This window comes from Sphingomonas caseinilytica, from assembly GCF_023516455.1.
In the GTDB taxonomy this organism is placed as follows: domain Bacteria; phylum Pseudomonadota; class Alphaproteobacteria; order Sphingomonadales; family Sphingomonadaceae; genus Sphingomicrobium; species Sphingomicrobium caseinilyticum.
Genome location: NZ_JAMGBA010000001.1, coordinates 693,039 through 712,164 on the forward strand (window position 1 = coordinate 693,039; position 19,126 = coordinate 712,164).

The following is a 19,126-nucleotide window of genomic DNA, read 5'->3' on the forward strand; positions in this document are numbered from 1 at the left end:
GGCTAGCCGCGCGTAAGGTCGAACACCTCTAGCTCATGGGCGATCGAAGTTTCGATCAGATCTTCATAAAGCCTTGCCATCAGCGCCCGGTCCAAGCCGAGCGCCGCAGCCGTATCGTCCACTTTGGATAGCACGTCGGCCTTGCGCCATTCGTCGCGGACGGCCGATCGATCCGGTTTGATCCTGGCCGCGGCATCCATATAGCCGAAGCGCCGCTTGAGGAGCGCGACGACCTGTCGGTCGACATCGTCGACGCCAGCGCGGACTTCGGTCATGGTGTTGCAATCGGCGGGGTCATGAATCTCAGACATTCCGGACTGATGCCAAATGCTGCTGCGCCTTGCAAAGCTTGACCTTTCCGCCCTCGGCCGCTAGGCGCGCGGCTCGCAATTGACCCTGCATGTCCGGTGAAGCGGTGGTCGCGGAGAGCATATCGGCTTTCCGGTGCGGTTCCGGACGTTTTTGAGAACGCGAATTGGAGAATATAAATGTCGAAGCGCAGCAGCGCCAAGTATAAGCTCGACCGCCGCATGGGCGAAAACGTCTTCGGACGTCCCAAGAGCCCGGTCAACCGCCGCGAATATGGCCCCGGCCAGCACGGACAGCGCCGCAAGGGCAAGATGTCCGACTTCGGCCTTCAGCTGCGCGCCAAGCAGAAGCTGAAGGGCTATTACGGCGACGTCACCGAAAAGCAGTTCAAGCAGACCTATCAGCAGGCCAGCCGCATGAAGGGCGACGCCTCGCAGAACCTGATCGGCCTGCTCGAGCGCCGCCTGGACATGGTCGTCTATCGCGCCAAGTTCGCGCCGACCATCTGGGCCGCTCGCCAGCTGGTCAGCCACGGTCACATCCGCGTCAACGGCGTGAAGTGCAACATTGCCTCGCGCCGCATCGACATCGGCGACGTGATCGAGCTCGGCTCAAAGGCGCAGGAAATGGCGCTGGTCCTCGAGGCACAGAGCCTCGCCGAGCGCGACATCCCTGACTATGTCGCTCCGGACGGCACCGCCAAGGTCCAGTTCACCCGCGTCCCGACGCTGGACGAAGTGCCCTATCCGGTCCGGATGGAACCGAACCTGGTCATCGAATTCTATTCGCGCTGATCCTTAGGGACAGTCGAACAGAAAAGGGCGGCCGCCATGGCCGCCCTTTTTTATTGGCCCAATGCCTTCTGAAGCTGCGCGCCGATCTGGGTCAGCATCTGGATTCGCGCCTGACTGTCATCCAATTGATGATCCAGATCCTTGAAGCGCAGGAATTCCACGGGCCTTCCAAGACCCTGGAGCGCCGATGCCATTTTGACGCTGTGCTGCACGCCGACGTTGAGGTCGAGATCGCCGTGCACAAGCAGGACTGGCGCGGTTATCGAAGACGCGTTCTGAAGAGGCGAGCCTTCGCGAACATGTTCGCCGCTTCCGACGAAATCGCGAACCATCTGGGAGCTGGTATATTCGTCGGCTTCCCGTTTCAGAAGTGCAAGATCCGTAACCGGCGCGATGGCTGCAACTGCCTTGTAACGCGTCGGTTCGACGGCGGCCGCCTGAAGGGCGGCATATCCGCCATAAGACCAGCCCACGATCGCCAGCTTGGCCGGGTCCGCGATACCCTGGTCCACGAGGTAGCGCGCTGAATCATTGACGTCCGAAATGGCCTTTCGCCAATCCTTGAAGCCGTTGGCTCCCTGGAAATCATCGCCATATCCGGACGAGCCGCGATAGTTCGGCTGGATGACGGCATAGCCCCTGGCTGCCAGGAACTGGGCAAGCCAATCGAAACCCCATTCGTCGCGAGAGCTTGGGCCGCCATGCGGCAGCACGACAGCCGCTAGCTTCTTTCCGGCCGACCCGGGAGGAAGCGTCAGATAGGCCGGGATCGAAGTTCCGTCCGCCGCGCGATAAGTGATCGGCTTAACCGGGCTCAGCGTCCGCTTGGCAAGCGCCGGTCGCGCGTCGAACAAGGGGCTCATTTCCTTCGTCTTGCGATCCAGGAAATAATAACCGCCAGGATTGGTGTCCGATCCCGCGAAAATCAGCAGCTTTGTGCCGTCGCTGCTAGAATCCGAAAAGGAGATGATCGGCAAGTTCGGAATCGCATTGCCGAGACTCTGCGAGAGTCCGTCAAATTCCCGGTCGAAATAGACCACTTCGCGCTTGTCGGTAGCGAAGGTGTAGCCAATCACTTTCTGCCCCCGACCGAAGCGGGTCACGCCGTCGATATCCACGGCATCGTTCTTGGCGACCAGCTCAGGCTTGTTGGATCCGTCGAGTACCATTCGATAGAGCGCGTCGCGACCGTTGAGCTTCTGGGTATAAAAAAGCGAATTGCTTTCCGCTTCGATCGCGAGCGGCTGCATTCCGTTTTCATTGCGCTGGTCGTAGGTCCCGAGCGCCTGCCAATCACCGCCGTTGGCACCCCGATATTGATATTTGACCTGGCCGCTCAAAATTCCGGAAGAATCTTCGGCATAGTCGGTCCGGATACGAACATGTCCCCGCCCGTCGGTGACGAAGTCGTCATACTCCGGTCTCGGCGGCTCTACCTCTTCCGATTTCAGCGTGAGGAGGTCGATGCGATCTACGCCCAGGCCCCTTTTCGAGCGCGACATCCGGGTGCCGGTGCGGCCCGCTTCCTTCATATATTCGCGGGCCATCAGGACGGAGCCGCCATCGTTGGTGACCCAATCCAAGACCTGCCCGTCAAACTGACGAACACCTGCATCGTAAAAGCTCGAGCGTTGGCCAAGCTGGGCGAGACCGGTGCCGTCGACCCCGATCCTGATCAACCGGCCGAAGCCGAGGAGCAAACCGTCGACCATCAGGTTGCCGCCGTAACGGCAGACGATCTGCGTCTCGCTTCCAAAGCGGCACCAGCGAAGGGTTTCGGGCGTGCCGGGGGCGGACAAGATCGTCCGTTCCTCTCCAGTAAGAAGGTGGAATACCTTCAACGAGGTTTGCGCGCCCCTGCCGGGAACCAGCATCAGTATCCGGTCGCCTGAGGGAGAAATCGCAACCTGCTCGGCAGCAGGACGGACACCAAACGCCCCTGCATCTTCCACCAATGTTCCCGCGTTAGCCGCCGTTGCGGCCCAAAACGCCACGCTCGCGGCAGCTACCCGCCACTTCATTGAAACGCCCATTACTCCCCCTTACCCCCTCGCGATTCGACGGTTGAGAATTGCGCTACGTAACTGCCCGCGCAACCTCTTGGCGCGTCAGTTACCGATCGTCCGATCGAGCAACTGGCCGATCTTCATCAGCATTTCGGCCCGGGCGTTGCTGTCGTCGAGCTGATGTTCGAGCTCCTGATAGCGCACCAATTCGACCGGAGTGCCTGCTTTCTGAAGCGCGTCGGCCATCTTCGTGCTGTGGGCGATGCGCACGTTCAAGTCCAAGTCGCCGTGAACGAGCAGCACCGGAGCCTTGATGCGCGAGGCATTCTGCAGCGGGGATCCCTGCCTCAAGTTCACGCTGTCCGAACCGATGAAATCACGCGCCACCTTGCCGTTGATATAGTCGTCGGATTCGCGGCGCAGCAGTGACAGGTCGGTAACCGGTGCGATGGCGACCACGGCCTTGTAGCGGTCGGGCTCAAGAGTTGCAGATTGAAGCGCGGCATAGCCGCCGTAGGACCAGCCCACGATCGCGAGCTTGCCGGCGTCCGCGATGCCCTGGTTGACCAGATATTGGGCGGATGCGGAAATATCGCTCATCGCCTTCTTCCAGTCGCGGAAGGCATTCTCGCCCAGGAATTCTTCGCCATAGCCCGCCGACCCGCGATAGTTGGGCTGGATCACGGCATAGCCGCGCGAAGCAAGGAATTGGGCGAGCCAGTCAAAACCGAAGCTGTCGCGCGCACTTGGCCCGCCGTGGGGCAATACGACGGCCGGACGCCCCTTTGCCGGACCGTCCTTGGACATGGTCAGGTAGGCCGGGATCATTTTCCCATCCGCGGCCGGAAAGCTGATCGACTGGACGGGAGCGAGCTGCTGACCGTCGAGCTGTTCGCGCGACAGCAGTAGCTGTTCCATTTGCTTTGTCGCACGGTTCAGAACGTAGAAAGTGCCCGGGTGCGTGTCCGCGCTGGCGTGAACCAGCAGCGTCTTGGCATCGCGCGAAGCGGCAACGAAATCGATCAATGGGGTCGTCGGAAGCGCCCGGCTAAGCGAGCCACCGAGCTTTTTGAACTCGGGATCGAAATAGATCACCCGGGCGCGGTCGTCCGTGTAGCTGTAGCCAATGACCGGAAGTCCGCGATCGATGCGGACCACGCCGTCGATGTCGACCTTGTCATTGCTTGCGACCAGTGATCGGGCACCGGATCCGTCCAGCGTCACCCGATAGAGCGCATCCCGACCATTGAGGTTTTCCAGCACATAGGCCGAATTGGAAGACTGCTCGACCGCGACGGGCCAGATACCTTCTTCACTGACGGTGTTGTAATTGCCGAGCGGCTTCCACTCCTGGTCGCCCGGGGTGCGATAGCGATACTTGATAATCCCGGTGAGATTGTCGGTACCGTCGAAGTCGCTGAACGCCATGATGCGCACGTTGCCGCGCCCATCCGACATATATCGCGATGCTGTCCTCTTCGGCTCCTCGACAACCTTCGATCGAAGCGTGGCAAGCTCGACCCGGTCCACTCCAAGCCCAAGCCGGTCGTCCTTGATATTGGTCGCGCGTTCTTCGACCTTGGGGACATAGGTCCGCGCCATGAGCACGGAACCTTCATTGTCAGGCAGCCAATCAAGGACCGATCCGTCGCTCTGGCGGATATACATGTCATAGCCGGCCCGCTTCGAGCCGAGCGATTGCTGCTTCGTCCCGTCCGAGCGCAAGGTAACCAGCTTCGAGAAGCCTGCCAGTACGCCGCCGATGTTATCGACCGCCGTATACATGCAAATCAGCTGCGTCTCGGTCGCAAATTCGCACCATTCGAGTGACTCGGGCTTCCCGCTCGATCCAAAGATCGGTGTCACCTGCTTGGTGTCGAGATCGAGGATTTTCGCAATTGTCGAGGAACCAGGTCCGGCCGAGAGAAAGACCAGCTTGCGCCCTGAAGGAGACAAGTCGGCGGCCCAGGCGCTTTCCCGCACGCCGAACTGCCGGGCCGCCTGGTTGAGCGGCATTACTTGAGCAGACGCGCTAAAAGATACGCCGGCCAGCAGGGCTGCAGCTATTATATTCTTCAACTTCACTGACATCCTCCCCCGAAGTTCGCGGATGCTGGCAATCAGAATTGCAAGATGCAAGCTTCGCTTGGCGCAATTTGTTGCTCCTGTTACTGGCCCGCCCCATGACTCAGCTTCCACTTCCTGAATGGGCACCCCACCAAGCCGTTTGGATTGGTTTTCCAAGCGCCGCCGACCTTTGGGAAGATGACCTTGCGCCCGCGCAAGCCGAAGTCGCGGCGTTCGCGGCTGCCGTTCACGCCGATGGCGCGGGCGAGAAGGTTTGGCTTGTCGCGGCGGATGAAGCCGCGGCGGATGAAGCTCGGCGGCTGGCGCCATTTGCCGAAGTGATTGTCGAACCGTTCGGCGATATCTGGCTGCGCGATACCGGGGCGATCGTCACCGACGACGGTGCCGGCCGCAAGGCACAGGGGTTCCATTTCAACGGCTGGGGCGGAAAATATGATCTGCCGGGCGATGACAGCATTGGCGAACGGCTCGCGGGTCAGGCCGGCTTGCCCTATGCCAAGGCAGACTGGATCCTGGAAGGCGGAGCGATCGACGGCGACGGCTCCGGAACCTTCATCACGACGGAGCAATGCCTGCTCAATCCCAACCGCAATCCCGGTTTCGACAAGGACGAGGTGGAAGCCCGCCTAAAGCGCGACCTTGGCGCTTCGCGCGTCGTTTGGCTCGGCGACGGCCTGCTAAACGACCACACCGATGGCCATGTCGATAATCTCGCCCGCTTCGTTGGCCCGGGCCGGGTCGCAATTCCGGAAGCGATGTCGGACGATCCCAACGCCGAAACATATGCCGACGCGGCCGAAGCGCTGCTCGACGCGGACCTGGAAGTCGTCGCAATCCCTTCGCCCGGGCTGGTCGAACGCGACGGAGAGATTATCCCGGCGAGCTACATGAACTTCTATATCGGCAATGCGACCGTCGTCGTTCCCCTCTACGGCGCGCCCAATGACGGCGCAGCGGTCGAAGCGGTCCAGGAGCTTTTCCCGGATCGTCGGGTTGTCGGCCTGCGTGCCGATCACATATTGACCGGCGGCGGTAGCTTCCACTGCATCAGCCAGCAGGTGCCAGCATGAGTCAGAAGATCACCGTCGCCGCGATGCAATTGGCTTTCGGCGACGACATCACCGAGAATATCCGCAACGTGACCGAGCTGGTCCGCGAGGCGACGGACCGCGGCGCGCAGGTCGTGCTGCCCCCCGAGCTGTTCGAAGGCCCCTATTTCTGCAAGGTCGAGGACGAGGGCCTGTTCGCGACGGCCAAGCCCACCGAAGAGCATCTGGCGGTTCGAGCCATGCAGCAGCTGGCCGAGGAACTCCGGATCTGGATCCCGACAAGCTTCTTCGAAGCGGACGGGCAGCATTACTATAATTCGCTGGCCATGATCGGACCCGACGGGAAGATCGAGGGCGTCTATCGCAAGAGCCACATCCCCGACGGTCCGGGCTATGAAGAGAAGTTCTACTTCCGCCCCGGGAATACCGGCTTCAAGGTGTGGAAGGGCGCCGGGACCACTCTGGGCGTCGGGATCTGCTGGGACCAATGGTACCCCGAGACGGCGCGCGCGATGATGCTGATGGGTGCCGAGGTCCTGTTCTACCCTACCGCGATCGGCACCGAGCCGCATGATCCCGACCTGGATACGTCGCGGCTCTGGCGCCGGGCGATGGTCGGCCACGCGGTTTCGAATGTCGTGCCCGTCGTGGCGTCGAACCGCATCGGAAACGAGGGCGGCCAGATCTTCTACGGCGACAGCTTCATCTGCGACGAGCGCGGCGACATGCTGGCCGAGTTCGGCAAGGAGGACACCGGCGTCCTCGTCGCGACGCTCGACATCGACCAGGCGAAGCGCCATCGCGCCGCCTTCGGCTTCTTCCGCGACCGCCGGCCGGAGCTTTACGGCAGGCTGGTTGAAGACCGGTGAGTTCGCTTGAACCGGTGACATTGCAAGCAATCGAGCAAGCGCTGGTCGAGCGCGACATAGCGCGCGCCGCGGACCTGGCGGAACAAGCACTAGCCAATGGCGCCCGCGATCCGATGCTCCTCAACCTGGTCGCCTGGAAGCTTGAGGAAGCAGGCGAATATGACGCCTCGCGCCAACTGCTGGATGAAGCGCTGTCACTGTCCCCGGGGGACCCGAGCATCATCGGCGCCATCGGCGCCGTCCTTCGAAAGCAGGGCAAGCTTGGCGATGCGCTGCGCACGCTCGACGAGGCAATAAAGCTGGACCCGACCGCCGCTGCCCCCTGGCTTGAACGAGGCATGGCTCTGGAAACTGGCGGCTCGCTCGAGCCGGCAATGGCCAGCTATCGCCGTGCCGCGGAGCTTGATCCGCAGTCGGCATCCGCATTCGGGGGTGTCGCGGCGGTCGCATCGCGGCGCGGCGACTTCGACGTTGCTCTGCAATTTGCAGAACGCGCCCTTTTGCTGGACCCGCTGGACCCGCAAGGCGCCGCCGGAATGGCACGCATCGACATCGAACGAGGCCGGGCGGATTCCGCGCTTCCGATCCTGGACGCGGCCCTTGCCTCGAACCTCAGCGACGCAAACCGGTCGAACCTTGCCGGCATTCGGGGCGATGCGCTCGACCGTCTCGGCCGGTACGCGGAAGCCTTCGACGCCTATGCGGAGTCAAAGCGGGTTTCGGCCCGCCGCTTCGAACAGCTTGGCGTCGACGGCGAAACCCAGCGCGAACTGGCCGACCGCATCGCAAGCGAATTCACGTCTATCGACAACTGGCCCGGCGACGTCACCAGCGCGGCCTCCGACCCCGCCTTCATCATCGGATTCCCGCGATCGGGAACAACGCTGGTCGAAAATATGCTCGCATCGATCCCTGGCGTCGTGGCGCTCGAGGAACGGCCGACCCTGGCCGCCAGCGAGCAATATTTGGGCGAAGGCGGCCTAGCCCGTTTCGCCTCCGCTTCCGCGAGCGAACTGGAGGAACTTCGCCAAGCCTATTGGCAAGTGGTCCGCGCCGCTGGTGTCGATCCGGACGGCAAGCTGTTCGTCGACAAGGATCCGCTCAAAGGCCTGATGCTGCCACTGATCGCGAGACTCTTTCCGGCCGCCAGGATCATCGTCATGCGCCGCGATCCGCGTGACGTGGTCCTGAGCTGCTTTCGCTCCAATTTCGCGCTCACTGCCGCCGCGCTCGAATTCACCGACCTGGAGCGTACGGCTCACCATTACGACGCGGTCATGCGGACTCAGGAGGCGTTCCTGGCCGCCCTGCCCTTGGCCCGCCACGAACTGCGCTATGAGGCGCTGGTCGCGGACTTCGAAACCGAAACGCGCCAGCTTTGCGATTTCCTTGGGGTCGAGTGGAGCGAGGATATGCGCGACTTCGCCCAGACCGCGCGCCGCCGCGGGGTTTCGACGATGAGCGCGACGCAGGTCACCAAGAAGCTCTACGACGGGTCGAAGCAATGGCGCCGATATGAGGAGCGGCTGCGTCCCATCCTGCCGATCCTTGATCCCTGGGTGAAGAGCTTCGGATATTCCGCGTGAACGCTTCGTCTCACCTCTATGCCGTCGCGATCGGTTCCAACCGCCGCCATGGCCGCTTCGGAAGGCCGTCCGGGGTCGTCGAAGCGGCGATTTCGCGCCTCGATGCCGATTTCGACCTGTTCGATGCGGCGCCGATCATCCTCAACAAGGCGGTCGGCGGGGCCGGCCGCGATTTCGCCAATTCGGTCGCGCTGGTGAGCAGCAAGCTTGAGCCGCCGGCCATGCTTGCGGCGATCAAGCGGATCGAGCGGGAATTCGGTCGCCGCCCCGGCCGGCGCTGGGGAGAACGGGTGCTCGACCTCGACTTGGCCGCCTGGGACGGAGGACGATATCGGGCCTTGAGCCTTACGATCCCCCACCCTCGCCTCGCCGAACGGGATTTCGTTCTGGGTCCGCTGGCAGCGGTGGCGCCCGACTGGCGCATTGCCGGGCCGCTTAGCGTCCGCCACCTGCTATCGCGCCTTGGCAAGCGCCGCCCCAGCCGCTAACGGCGGCCATCCGAACGATGGTGCGGGCCCTTAGCTCAGTCGGTAGAGCAACTGACTTTTAATCAGTAGGTCGCTGGTTCGAATCCAGCAGGGCTCACCAGCCTCATTACACTTCAAAATAAACGCCACGCGTCAGCGTGTCCGCTTCTGTCAAAGATTGACGACGTTGTAGCGCTTCAGCTCCTCGGGGGTCAGGCAGCGCCGTGTCGAGCGGTCCTGCCCTTCCGTCTCGACCGCCTTTTGCTGGTACATCACGTCGCTCAGCAGCTTGCGCGACACGCCCATGCGGATGAGGAAGTCATTGTCCTCTGTCGCGAGGATCGCCGAGCTTTGCTCGATCTCGCCGATCAGGCCGACGGTGGCGTTGGCGCCCTTCGATACTTCGACGTCGATCAAGGCTCGGTTGGCGGTGTGGGTGAACATATGGACAATGAACAATCCGCCCGCGTCGACCGAGCGAATGGGGCCGCCCATGAAGAGAAAGTTGCAGGCGGAGAAGCACGCCGCGCCGGCGGGGACGCGCGTCGGGATCATCGCCTTGCGGATCAGGCGGCCGCCTTCGTTGCCGATGGCGGCATTTCCGCCGGGAGAGCTGAACCAGATCTCCTCCACCGGCGCGTTGGCGGTGAGCGCTTCGGCCAGCCGGGTCGCGGCGCCATCGTCGATCACGCCCTCGGCCCGAAGCACGCGGCCTCCGCGGCTTGTGTCGAGCGTGAAGCGCATTTGCGGATAGGTCGCCCAGCCGGGCGCCTCCGGGCAGGTCGGGTTGACGGGATCGTTGACCGCAGCGACGGGGGCGGCCCAAAGCAGCGCGGTCAGAGCCGCGAGGCAGCCCGCCCTATGTGGCCAGGGCATAGCCACTTTCGCCGGGCTTGCGGCACATCTTCTTCAAGGCGGTGGTTTCCTCGCCATCGACAATGACGACATCGGTGACGGTCACGCAGCTGGTGCCGTCGGCGAGCTTGTCCTCGCCGGTAACGGTGGACGTCCCGGAAACATTCTCGCGGGTCTCACTCTTCCAGGCCGAAGATGTGCCGACGCCGCCGCGAACCGCGCTGTTGGTGGCTTCCGCCGCCTGGACCTGCTCCTTGCAGTCGAGCTGTTCAATGATCGCGGTCGACAGCAGGCTTCCGACCGGTACCGCAAGGCCGACCACAGCCCCGCTTGCCCCGGCGCTGCCGAGCGCGGAACCGGCGATGCTACCCGCGATCGCGCCGAATAGGCTGTTGCGCTGCTTCCTGGACTCCGAAGTCTGGCACTGCTGGGTGGTGGTGGAGCTTTCGCTCTTCTTCTTGCCGAGGCCGAAGAATTGGGCCTGCGCAGGCTGCGCGGCGAGTGTGGCAATGGCGATTGCCGCAGTGATGAATTTGGTCGCGTTCAACTGCCCGCTCCCTGTTTACTGGCCAGGACGCCGGTCTATGCCTGCCCGTCAAGCCGGTCAATCGGCGGGAGTACCCTTAGCCATCTGCTACCAGCTTTTCCGGATTCCGTTTCGGAGTTTGCGGGCCTAGCCCCGCACGCGGATCGGGGGTGATCGCGATTGGTGCGATGGTCGATGCGATCGCTTTTCTGAAATTTCCAGAAGGGGAGCTCTCAAATGACCCAGAACCTTTGCAAGGCGCTAATGTCTGCCGCGGCACCCGCCCTGATCCTGTTGCCAGCGCTATCGTCCTGTTCGAAGCCAGCGCAGGAAAATGCAACCGAGCAAGCCGCGACCGAGACAAGCGCCACGGAGCAAGCTGGCACCGAACAGGCAGGGGCGGCGCAAGACGAATCCGCAAAGAATGCAAAGGGCCTGCTCAAGGCCATGGCGGACTATCTCGCGGCGCAGAAGGTCATATCACTGAGCTATGACTCGGTGTTCGAAGTGGTCACCGACCAGCAGCAGAAACTCCAGGTCGCGACTTCCGGCACCGTGCTTCTGAACAGGCCGGACAAGGTTCGAACGACCCGCAAATCCGGTTTCTCCGATACCGAAATGGTCTTTGACGGGAAAACGCTTTCGTTCCTCGGCAAGGGTCAGAATGCCTACATCCAGGCGGAAGCTCCCGGCACGATCGATACGTTGGTCGAGCAGCTGAGGGACAAGTTCCACAGGCAGCTTCCCGGTGCCGATTTCCTGACGTCGAACGTCTACGATGAACTGATGACCGACGTCACTGACGTAAAGGATCTCGGAAGCGGCGTAATCGACGGCAAGGAATGCGATCACCTGGCGTTTCGCGCCAAGGACACCGACTGGCAAATCTGGATTGCGCAGGGCGATACTCCGTATCCCTGCCGCTATGTGATCACCAGCAAGGGCGTCGATCAGGCGCCACAATTTACGATGACCATTCGCGACTGGAACGCGAGCGCCGGTGCAGGACAAGGTGATTTCAGCTTCACGCCGCCCGCAGGCGCCAAGAAGCTGGACATCAAGGACCTCGCGGCGCTCAAGGAAACCAGCGACCTGCCCGAAAATTACAAAGTGGGAGCTTCCAAATGACCATGTCCAGGAAAGTGCGGATCGTGCTGCTGGCGGGGCTCGTCGGCTTCGGCGCGTCGGAGGCGGCAAACTACCTCACGAACAGCAACTCATTCAGCCTGGTAGCTCCGGCTGAAGCACGAGTGGGCCGTCCGTTGACGCCGGTCAGCGTAGCCGGCGTCGCTCGACGGACGTCGAGGCGCTGTGCGGCGGGCGTGTATAACTGCTGAAATGCGCACCAGCCGCCGAGTTCGGCGCGCTGGAGAGCTGAAAAATAAGTGAAAAAATGGGCCGCGTTCCGGGGAAATGGAACGCGGCCCAGGCGTGCTCCCCTTTTTATTCGTAACGAAGAGCGTGGATCGGGTTTGCCCGCGCGACCTTGAAGGCGTGGCTGATTACCGTGACGATGGCGATGGTGAGCGCGACCAGCGCGGCCACCACGAACGGCGCGGGACCAAGGTCGATCCGGTCGTCGAACTGGTTCAGCCAGTCGCGCATCAGCCACCAGGCGGCCGGCCAGGCGATGATGTTGGCGACGATGACCGGACGGCTGAACTGCCAGACCAGCAGTTGCACGATGTCGCGAGTCCGGGCCCCCAATACCTTGCGGATCCCGATTTCCTTGGTCCGCCGTTCGGCGGTGAACGCCGCGAGACCGAACAGGCCGAGGCAGCCGATGACGACCGCCAGCATGGAGAATGCCGCGAACATCTGCGCGCGAGCATCCTCTGCCTCGTACAGCTCCTTCATCACGTCCTCGCTGAACTCTGCGTTGAACGGCACCTCGTTGGTGATCTGCTTCCATTCCCGCTCGACGGCCGAGCGAACGGTCGCGGGATCGCCGTCGTAGCGGACGATCATCCACGCCGGACCCTTGTTGACGTTGCGGAACATGATGGGATCGATCGGCGTGCGGACCGAACGGAAGCGGGTATCGCCGACGACGCCGATGATGTGCACGTCGGTGATGCCGGTGTCGGGCGAGAACATCTCGCTGCGCACGGTCTTGCCGACCGCGTCCTGCGGCGATTTGAAGCCGAGCTGGCGGACGGCATATTCGTTGAGGACGACGTTGACGCCGCGCGCGGTCAGCGCTTTTTCCACTTCGACGTCCGTCGGGAACGGGGTGGTCATGTCGTCCATCGGCCGGTTCGGATCGAACCAGCGCCCGGCCTTCATCGTCAGCCCCATGGCGTCGAAGAAGCCCTCGTCGACATTATATTGGCCGATCAGGATCTGCTTGGTGCTGCCCGGCGGGATGATGAAGTTGTTGTTGTTGTTCGACGTGTTGACGCCGATGTCGGTGCGCCCGACCGCGGTAACGCCCGGCACCCGCTTCATCCGCTCGACGATGGATTCTCCGGTATCCCAGAGCTGGGCGCGGGCGAGTTCGTCCACCTGGAGGATATGGTCGCGCTTGTAGCCCGGATCGACCGAGCGCGCGTACACCGTCTGGCCGTAGATGACCGCGGTGCAGATGATGAGGCCGATCGAAACCGCGAACTGCAACACGACCAGGGCCGCGCGCAGGCGACCCGAACCCGGCGTTTCAGCAGCGGATCGGTTGGCCTTGAGCACCTGCGCCGGCTGGAACCGCGACAGGAAGAAGGCCGGATAGAGGCCGCTGACGATACCGACCGCCAAGGTAAGGCCGATGGCCGGCAACAGGATACCGCCGCTGCCCAGATAGTGGAGCTGCAGGTCCGCATCGAGGAACGCCGCGAACGGCTTCACCAGCAGTTCGACCAGCGCCAATGCCAGAAGCATCGATGCGGCGGAGATCAGGATCGATTCCCCGACGAACTGGATGATCAGCTGCTTGCGATTGGCCCCAAGCACCTTCCGAAGCGCGACTTCACGGGCGCGCTGGCTTGCGCGCGCCGTGGCTAGGTTGGTGAAGTTCACGACAGCCATGCCGAGGATCAGTGCGGCGATGATCGCGAAGGTCGTGATCGTCTGCTGCTCATTGCTGGGCGTCATCTCGCCATCCTTGGCCTCGCCGAGGTGGATGTCGCTAACGTTGGTGAACTTCCATTCCTGGAAATCGCCCTGGTTGAACTTGATGCCGCCGGTGTCCTCGTCCGGGATGTTGCGCTTTTCCCAGGCGGGAAGCTGCGCTTCCAGCTTCTTGGCATCGGTGCCCGGTTTCAGTTTCAGATAGACCCAGCCTGACTGGCAGCCCCAGCAGCTCAGGAAGAAGGGATCGTCCTTGAAGAAGGCCGCCATGTCGAGGCGTAGGATGGCGTTGATCTTCATGTGCGAATTCTTCGGCACATCCTTGAGGACGCCGGTGATCTTGAAGTCGCGCTTGATGCCGCGGGAAATGACCGTCAGCGTCTTTCCGACGACGTCTTCGGTGCCATAGCGGCGCATCGCCTCGCTCTGGGTGACGACACCGGTCTGCGGCGCGGTGAGGGTCGTTCCGGCCACCAGCGGCAGGTTGACGACCTTCAGGAAGTCTTCGTCGGCATATTTATAGTCTTCGGTAGCGGTGGCCTGCCCGTCCTTCAGGAAGACCGGCTCCGTGCCGAGGATGTAGGCGCCGTTCTCGACCTGCGGGAAGTCCTTCTCGATGCGTTCCTTGGTCGTGTAGGACGCCATCTGGAAGGCGAATTCTTCGCCCGTGTCCGGGTTCTTGCCGAAGGTCTGGAACTGGTAAGTGTTCTCAGCGTCCGGGATCCACTTATCGTAGCTCTGCTCGTAACGGATGTAGAGCAGGATCATGATGCAGGCGGCCATGCCGATGGCGAGGCCGGCGATGTTGATGATCGAATAGGTCTTGCTCTTGGCGAGCGCCCGAACAGCTACCGTCCAATAGTTCCGCCACATCGTTCCTGTCCTCGTCCAAATCCTGGCTGCGAAGGGGGCCGAACCAGCAGCGAAGCGGGTTCGGCCCGGCGATATTCCGTTATTCGTACCTCAGTGCGTGAATGGGGTTGGCTCTCGCCACCTTGAACGCGTGACTGATGACCGTGACGATGGCGATGGTGAGCGCGATCAGTGCGGCCGCCACGAACGGTGCCGGGCCCAGAGTGACCCGATCGTCGAACTGGTTCAGCCAGTCGCGCATCATCCACCAGGCCACCGGCCAGGCGATGATGTTGGCGACGATAACCGGACGGCTGAACTGCCAGACCAAGAGGCGCACGATGTCGCGGGTGCGGGCTCCCAGCACCTTGCGAATGCCGATCTCCTTGGTCCGCCGCTCGGCGGTAAAGGCGGCGAGGCCGAACAGGCCGAGGCAACCGATCACCACCGCGAGCAAGGAGAAGGCCGCGAACATCTGCGCGCGGGCATCTTCCTGCTCATATGCCTCGCCAATCACGTCTTCGCTGAACTTGGCGTTGAACGGCACCTCGTTGGTGATCTGCTTCCACTGGCGCTCTACGGCGGATTTTACCGTCGCGGGATCGCCATTGTAGCGGACGATCATCCACGCCGATCCGGTCGTAACCTTGCGGAACATGATCGGTTCGATCGGGGTGCGGACCGTGCGGAACCGGCTATTGCCGACCACACCGATGATAGTGATGTTCACCATGCCCGCTTCCGGTGACAAGAGCTCACTCTTCACCACCTTGCCGACCGCATCCTGAGGCGATTTGAAGCCTAGCCGCTGGGCGGCAAGTTCGTTGATGACGACGTGGATTCCGCGCTGGGCGATCGATTTCTCGACGTCCAGGTTCTGCGGAAATGGTATGGTCGTATCGTCGATCGGACGGCTGGCATCGAACCAGCGGCCGGCCTTCAAGGTGAGACCCATCGCGTCGAAATAATCGGCGCCCACATTGTACTGGCCGATCAGGACCTGCTTGTTTGCACCGGGCGGAATGATGCCCGAATTGCTGTTGTTGGTGGTCGCGACGCCTATATCGGCAAGCGAAGCAGCGGTCACACCAGGGATGCGCTTCATCTGATTCACGATCGTCTCGCCGAGCGGATAGAGCTGGGCACGCCCCAGTTCATCGACCTGGAGGATGTGATCCCGCTTGTATCCGGGGTCGGCCGACCGGGCGTAGACCGTCTGACCGTAGATGACCGCGGTGCAGATGATGAGCCCGATCGAAACCGCGAACTGCATCACCACCAGCGCGGTACGAAGACGTCCGGAACCCGGCGTTTCAGCGGCGGAGCGATTGGCTTTCAAGACCTGCGCCGGCTGGAACCGCGACAGGAAGAAAGCCGGATAGAGCCCGCTGATGACGCCGACCAGCAAGGTCAGCACGATCGCCGGAAGCAGGATCCCGCCCTGACCGAGGTAGTTGAGCTGCAGATCCGCATCGAGGAATGCAGCGAAAGGCTTCACCAGCAGCTCGACCAGCGTCAACGCCAACAGCATCGAAGCGGCGGAGATCAGGATCGATTCACCGACGAACTGGATGATGAGCTGGCGCCGGTTCGCACCGAGAACCTTCCTCAAGGCCACTTCGCGAGCACGCTGGCTGGCCCGGGCCGTGGCGAGATTGGTGAAATTGACCACCGCCATTCCGAGGATCAGCAAGGCGATCACTGCGAAAGTGGTGATCGTCTGCCGGTCGTTGCCCGGGGTTATGGTGCCATCCTGCCCCTTGCCTAGGTGGACGTCCGCGATGTTGACGAAATGCCAGTCCTGCTCCTGGCCGGCGTTGTACATGATGTCGCCGTTCGGCTCGTCAGGGATGTTGCGCTTTTCCCAGGCCGGAAGCTGCGCTTCCATCTTCGACACGTCGGTGCCGGGCCGGACTTTCAGATAGACCCAACCGTTCTGGCAACCCCAGCAAGTGAGGATTTGCGGATTGTCGGCGTTGAAGGTCGGATAATCGAGGCGCAGGACCGCCTTGACCTTCATGCTCGAATTCTTGGGTATATTCTTGAGCACGCCATTGATCTTGAAATCACGCTTTTGGCCGCGCGAGATCACCGTCAGCGTGCGTCCCAGCACCTGATCGGTGCCGTAGCGGGCGATGGCCTCGTCCTGCGCGATCACCGCCGTCTGCGGCGCGGTAAGGGTCGTTCCGGAGAGCAGCGGAAGGTTGATCACCTTCAGCATGTCGTCGTCCGCGAACAGATAGTCTTCGGTCGACGTCGCCTGGCCGTCCTTCAGGAAGACCGGCCCATTGTCCTGGACGTAGACGGCGTCCGTGACCTGCGGGAAATCCTTCTTGATCCGGTCCTTGGTCACATAGGCGGACATTTGCAGCAACGCCGGATCACCGCCCGATTCCGGGTTCGGATACCAGGCCTGGAACTGGTAGGTGTTCGCATGATCCGGGAGCCATTTGTCATAGCTCTGCTCGTACCGAATATAGAGCAGGATCATGATGCAGGCGGCCATGCCGATCGCGAGACCGGCAATATTGATGATCGAATATGTCTTGCTCTTGGCAAGCGCCCTAACCGCCACCGTCCAGTAATTGCGCCACATCGCGGCTTATTCCCTTCGAACCGAGTGCAATCAGGCGGCGCGGCGCCGTTCCTGGAGGATACGACCGTCGAGCATGTTGACGACGCGCGAGGCGAAGTCGGCATGGGCCGGCGAGTGGGTAACCATGACGATCGTCGAGCCCTCCTGGTTGAGCTGGCGAAGCATCCGCATCACTTCCTCGCCATGGGCCGTATCGAGGTTGCCGGTCGGCTCGTCGGCGAGGATCAGCTTCGGCTCTCCGACCAGGGCGCGGGCAACGGCGACGCGCTGCTGCTGGCCGCCCGACAGCTGGGTCGGACGATGCTTGGCGCGGTGGGCGATCCCGACCTTGTCGAGCACGCGATCGACCCGCGACTTGCGCTCGCCCGCAGGGATGTTGTGGTAGAGTAGCGCGAGCTCGACATTCTCGCGGACCGTCAGCTCGTCGACCAGGTTGAAGCTCTGGAAGATGAAGCCGATGTTGCTTTTGCGGGTATCCGCCAGCTTGGCCTCGGTGAGGCCCGCGACCTCATGGCCGTTGAACACATATGATCCTTCGGTCGGGCTATCGAGCATGCCCATCACATTGAGAAGGGTCGACTTGCCGCATCCGGACGGGCCCATGATCGCGACGAATTCGCCGTCGGCAATATCAAGGTCGATCGCGTCGAGCGCGGTCGTTTCAACGGAATCGGTCCGGTAGGTCTTGGTCAGGCCGGTCATGGTCAGCATGGAACGTTCCCCTTCTACTCGTCGGTGTCGAAGCTGAGGTGGTCCTTGTCGACCAGCCCGCTATAGGTTGAGGTGATGACGCGCTCTCCGGGCTTCAGGCCGTCGAGCACTTCGATGAAATCATTATTGCGGCGGCCGAGTTGGACCGGGCGGCGCTCGGCGCTGTTGCCGTCGACCACGAAGATCCAGTTGCCGCCGGTATCGTTGAAGAAGGCGCCGTTGGGGATCAGTACCGCACGGCTGGAATCGCCCAGGGTCAGCTTGGTCGACATGGTCTGGCCGCGCTGCATTTGCGCCGGTTCCGGACCTTCGAACACAAGGTCGATGCGGAACTGGCCGTTGCGGACCTGAGGATAGATTTTGGCGACCTTCAGCCCATAGGTCTTGCCGCCGACCTCGATGCTGGCCGTCTGGCCCACGACGACGCGGCCGAGGTAGAATTCGTCGACGTCGGCCTCCAGCTTGTTGCGGCCGGCGCTGTCGATCTGGCCGAGCCGTTCGCCTTGCTGAAGCGACTGGCCGAGCTGGATGGAGAAGCCGCTGAGCTGGCCGGAAACCGGCGCGCGCAGGCTAAGCTGGCTGAGGCTGCCCCGCGCGATCGAAAGGCTTTGGTTCATCGAAGCAGCCGAAGCGCGGAGCTGGCCGAGCTGGTTCGCCTGCAGCGTCTCGTCTTCCGCGATGCTACCCTTGAGGATCGCCAAGCGGCTGCGCTGCATTTGCAGGTCGTCCTTGGTGTCGTTGAATGTCTTGGCCGAAACGAACCCTTTTTCAGCCAGCGGGCGCTGCAGGTCGTAGAGTCGCTGGGCCTTGGATAGATCGTTCTGCACCTGGTTCATTTCGCGCCGGTTGGCGCTTCGGGTCTGCTGCAGGGCCAATTCCTGGCTGCGCATATTGTTGAGCTGCTGCTCGACCTCGGTCTGACGCGCGAGCGTCGACAGTTGCAGGTCAGCATTGGAAAGAATGGCGAGCAGCTGTCCCTTTACGACAGTTGTGCCATCTTCGACCGCCAGCTGCTCGACACGGCCCCCTTCGACGGCGTCCAAATAGACCGTCACGAGCGGTGCGACCCGCGCTCTAAGGGGTAAAAAATCCTCGAAAGTGCCCTGCCTCGCTTCGGCAATTGTAAGCCGGCTTGGGTTGACGGTCTGCGATCCGGAACGCGGAGCGAACAACCAGAACAGCAGCAATAGAAGCAGAACGGCGCCTGCACCGGCACCGATCAGGATACGCTTGTCGATCTTCTTTCGAACGACGACGCGATCCATTGCCCCGCCGCTGACTGCCCCGGTCTCCCCCTTCACTTCTCGCAACTCCACCAGGCTCATTGTCCATCTCCGAACAGCGAATGTCCGGAA

Annotated in this window: 16 protein-coding genes and 1 tRNA gene; 8 read left to right on the forward strand and 9 right to left on the reverse strand. The window is 62.2% G+C overall.

The genetic code is table 11. From position 1 onward, the window contains the following. Window positions 1-2: 2 nt before the first annotated feature. Window positions 3-311, reverse strand: coding sequence for a chorismate mutase (locus LZ496_RS03485; protein WP_249903195.1), 309 nt, complete (start codon window positions 309-311; stop codon window positions 3-5). A 177-nt stretch (window positions 312-488) separates the two neighbouring features. On the opposite strand from LZ496_RS03485, the gene rpsD reads away from it, so the two are divergent. Continuing rightward, on the forward strand, window positions 489-1,103 hold the full coding sequence (gene rpsD / locus LZ496_RS03490; RefSeq protein WP_249903196.1) for a 30S ribosomal protein S4: 615 nt from the start codon (window positions 489-491) through the stop codon (window positions 1,101-1,103). A 50-nt stretch (window positions 1,104-1,153) separates the two neighbouring features. Here rpsD and LZ496_RS03495 read toward each other — a convergent pair whose 3' ends face one another. After that, window positions 1,154-3,136 (reverse strand): alpha/beta hydrolase family protein, encoded by a 1,983-nt coding sequence (locus tag LZ496_RS03495; protein ID WP_249903197.1) that lies wholly within the window; start codon window positions 3,134-3,136, stop codon window positions 1,154-1,156. 75 nt (window positions 3,137-3,211) lie between these two features. Next, entirely contained in the window at window positions 3,212-5,125 is a 1,914-nt protein-coding gene (locus LZ496_RS03500) for a S9 family peptidase (RefSeq protein ID WP_249903198.1), read from the reverse strand. 167 nt (window positions 5,126-5,292) lie between these two features. On the opposite strand from LZ496_RS03500, the gene LZ496_RS03505 reads away from it, so the two are divergent. From LZ496_RS03505 to LZ496_RS03525, 5 genes are all read left to right on the forward strand, one after another. Further along, window positions 5,293-6,267 (forward strand): agmatine deiminase family protein, encoded by a 975-nt coding sequence (locus LZ496_RS03505; protein ID WP_249903199.1) that lies wholly within the window; start codon window positions 5,293-5,295, stop codon window positions 6,265-6,267. After that, complete coding sequence (aguB, locus tag LZ496_RS03510; RefSeq protein WP_249903200.1) at window positions 6,264-7,115, forward strand: N-carbamoylputrescine amidase; 852 nt, start codon at window positions 6,264-6,266, stop codon at window positions 7,113-7,115. Before LZ496_RS03505 ends, aguB begins: the two co-directional genes overlap by 4 nt. After that, on the forward strand, window positions 7,112-8,701 hold the full coding sequence (locus LZ496_RS03515; protein ID WP_249903201.1) for a tetratricopeptide repeat-containing sulfotransferase family protein: 1,590 nt from the start codon (window positions 7,112-7,114) through the stop codon (window positions 8,699-8,701). The genes aguB and LZ496_RS03515 overlap by 4 nt, the downstream gene beginning before the upstream one ends. Next, window positions 8,698-9,189: a 2-amino-4-hydroxy-6-hydroxymethyldihydropteridine diphosphokinase gene (gene folK / locus LZ496_RS03520; protein WP_249903202.1), complete on the forward strand. Its 492-nt coding sequence runs from the start codon at window positions 8,698-8,700 to the stop codon at window positions 9,187-9,189. Before LZ496_RS03515 ends, folK begins: the two co-directional genes overlap by 4 nt. A gap of 24 nt (window positions 9,190-9,213) precedes the next feature. After that, window positions 9,214-9,289, forward strand: a tRNA-Lys gene (locus LZ496_RS03525). A 50-nt stretch (window positions 9,290-9,339) separates the two neighbouring features. On the opposite strand, the gene LZ496_RS03530 is transcribed toward LZ496_RS03525, so the two are convergent. Both LZ496_RS03530 and LZ496_RS03535 read right to left on the reverse strand, forming a co-directional pair. Further along, window positions 9,340-10,044 (reverse strand): COG3904 family protein, encoded by a 705-nt coding sequence (locus LZ496_RS03530; RefSeq protein ID WP_249903203.1) that lies wholly within the window; start codon window positions 10,042-10,044, stop codon window positions 9,340-9,342. Next, a complete protein-coding gene (locus tag LZ496_RS03535) occupies window positions 10,028-10,570 on the reverse strand; it encodes a hypothetical protein (RefSeq protein WP_249903204.1) in 543 nt (180 codons plus the stop codon). The genes LZ496_RS03530 and LZ496_RS03535 overlap by 17 nt, the downstream gene beginning before the upstream one ends. 216 nt (window positions 10,571-10,786) lie before the next feature. Here LZ496_RS03535 and LZ496_RS03540 point away from each other — a divergent pair, with 216 nt between their 5' ends. Together LZ496_RS03540 and LZ496_RS03545 are read left to right on the forward strand one after the other, a co-directional pair. Continuing rightward, window positions 10,787-11,677, forward strand: coding sequence for a DUF2092 domain-containing protein (locus LZ496_RS03540; protein WP_249903205.1), 891 nt, complete (start codon window positions 10,787-10,789; stop codon window positions 11,675-11,677). Beyond that, complete coding sequence (locus tag LZ496_RS03545; protein ID WP_249903206.1) at window positions 11,674-11,886, forward strand: hypothetical protein; 213 nt, start codon at window positions 11,674-11,676, stop codon at window positions 11,884-11,886. The genes LZ496_RS03540 and LZ496_RS03545 overlap by 4 nt, the downstream gene beginning before the upstream one ends. 106 nt (window positions 11,887-11,992) lie before the next feature. On the opposite strand, the gene LZ496_RS03550 is transcribed toward LZ496_RS03545, so the two are convergent. The 4 genes from LZ496_RS03550 to LZ496_RS03565 form a co-directional block, all read right to left on the reverse strand. After that, a complete protein-coding gene (locus LZ496_RS03550; RefSeq protein WP_249903207.1) occupies window positions 11,993-14,485 on the reverse strand; it encodes an ABC transporter permease in 2,493 nt (830 codons plus the stop codon). A 79-nt stretch (window positions 14,486-14,564) separates the two neighbouring features. Next, on the reverse strand, window positions 14,565-17,060 hold the full coding sequence (locus LZ496_RS03555) for an FtsX-like permease family protein (RefSeq protein WP_249903208.1): 2,496 nt from the start codon (window positions 17,058-17,060) through the stop codon (window positions 14,565-14,567). A 30-nt stretch (window positions 17,061-17,090) separates the two neighbouring features. Continuing rightward, window positions 17,091-17,771 (reverse strand): ABC transporter ATP-binding protein, encoded by a 681-nt coding sequence (locus tag LZ496_RS03560; RefSeq protein ID WP_249903209.1) that lies wholly within the window; start codon window positions 17,769-17,771, stop codon window positions 17,091-17,093. Between the two features lie 14 nt (window positions 17,772-17,785). After that, a complete protein-coding gene (locus tag LZ496_RS03565; protein ID WP_249903210.1) occupies window positions 17,786-19,096 on the reverse strand; it encodes an efflux RND transporter periplasmic adaptor subunit in 1,311 nt (436 codons plus the stop codon). Window positions 19,097-19,126 lie beyond the last annotated feature (30 nt).

Bases quoted from the DNA above. Each gene is read 5' to 3' on its own strand.
- LZ496_RS03485 (WP_249903195.1), bottom strand. From the start codon at position 311: ATGTCTGAGATTCATGACCCCGCCGATTGCAACACCATGACCGAAGTC.
- rpsD (WP_249903196.1), top strand. From the start codon at position 489: ATGTCGAAGCGCAGCAGCGCCAAGTATAAGCTCGACCGCCGCATGGGC.
- LZ496_RS03495 (WP_249903197.1), bottom strand. From the start codon at position 3,136: ATGGGCGTTTCAATGAAGTGGCGGGTAGCTGCCGCGAGCGTGGCGTTT.
- LZ496_RS03500 (WP_249903198.1), bottom strand. From the start codon at position 5,125: ATGCCGCTCAACCAGGCGGCCCGGCAGTTCGGCGTGCGGGAAAGCGCC.
- LZ496_RS03505 (WP_249903199.1), top strand. From the start codon at position 5,293: ATGACTCAGCTTCCACTTCCTGAATGGGCACCCCACCAAGCCGTTTGG.
- aguB (WP_249903200.1), top strand. From the start codon at position 6,264: ATGAGTCAGAAGATCACCGTCGCCGCGATGCAATTGGCTTTCGGCGAC.
- LZ496_RS03530 (WP_249903203.1), bottom strand. From the start codon at position 10,044: ATGCCCTGGCCACATAGGGCGGGCTGCCTCGCGGCTCTGACCGCGCTG.
- LZ496_RS03540 (WP_249903205.1), top strand. From the start codon at position 10,787: ATGACCCAGAACCTTTGCAAGGCGCTAATGTCTGCCGCGGCACCCGCC.
- LZ496_RS03545 (WP_249903206.1), top strand. From the start codon at position 11,674: ATGACCATGTCCAGGAAAGTGCGGATCGTGCTGCTGGCGGGGCTCGTC.
- LZ496_RS03550 (WP_249903207.1), bottom strand. From the start codon at position 14,485: ATGTGGCGGAACTATTGGACGGTAGCTGTTCGGGCGCTCGCCAAGAGC.
- LZ496_RS03555 (WP_249903208.1), bottom strand. From the start codon at position 17,060: ATGTGGCGCAATTACTGGACGGTGGCGGTTAGGGCGCTTGCCAAGAGC.
- LZ496_RS03560 (WP_249903209.1), bottom strand. From the start codon at position 17,771: ATGCTGACCATGACCGGCCTGACCAAGACCTACCGGACCGATTCCGTT.
- LZ496_RS03565 (WP_249903210.1), bottom strand. From the start codon at position 19,096: ATGAGCCTGGTGGAGTTGCGAGAAGTGAAGGGGGAGACCGGGGCAGTC.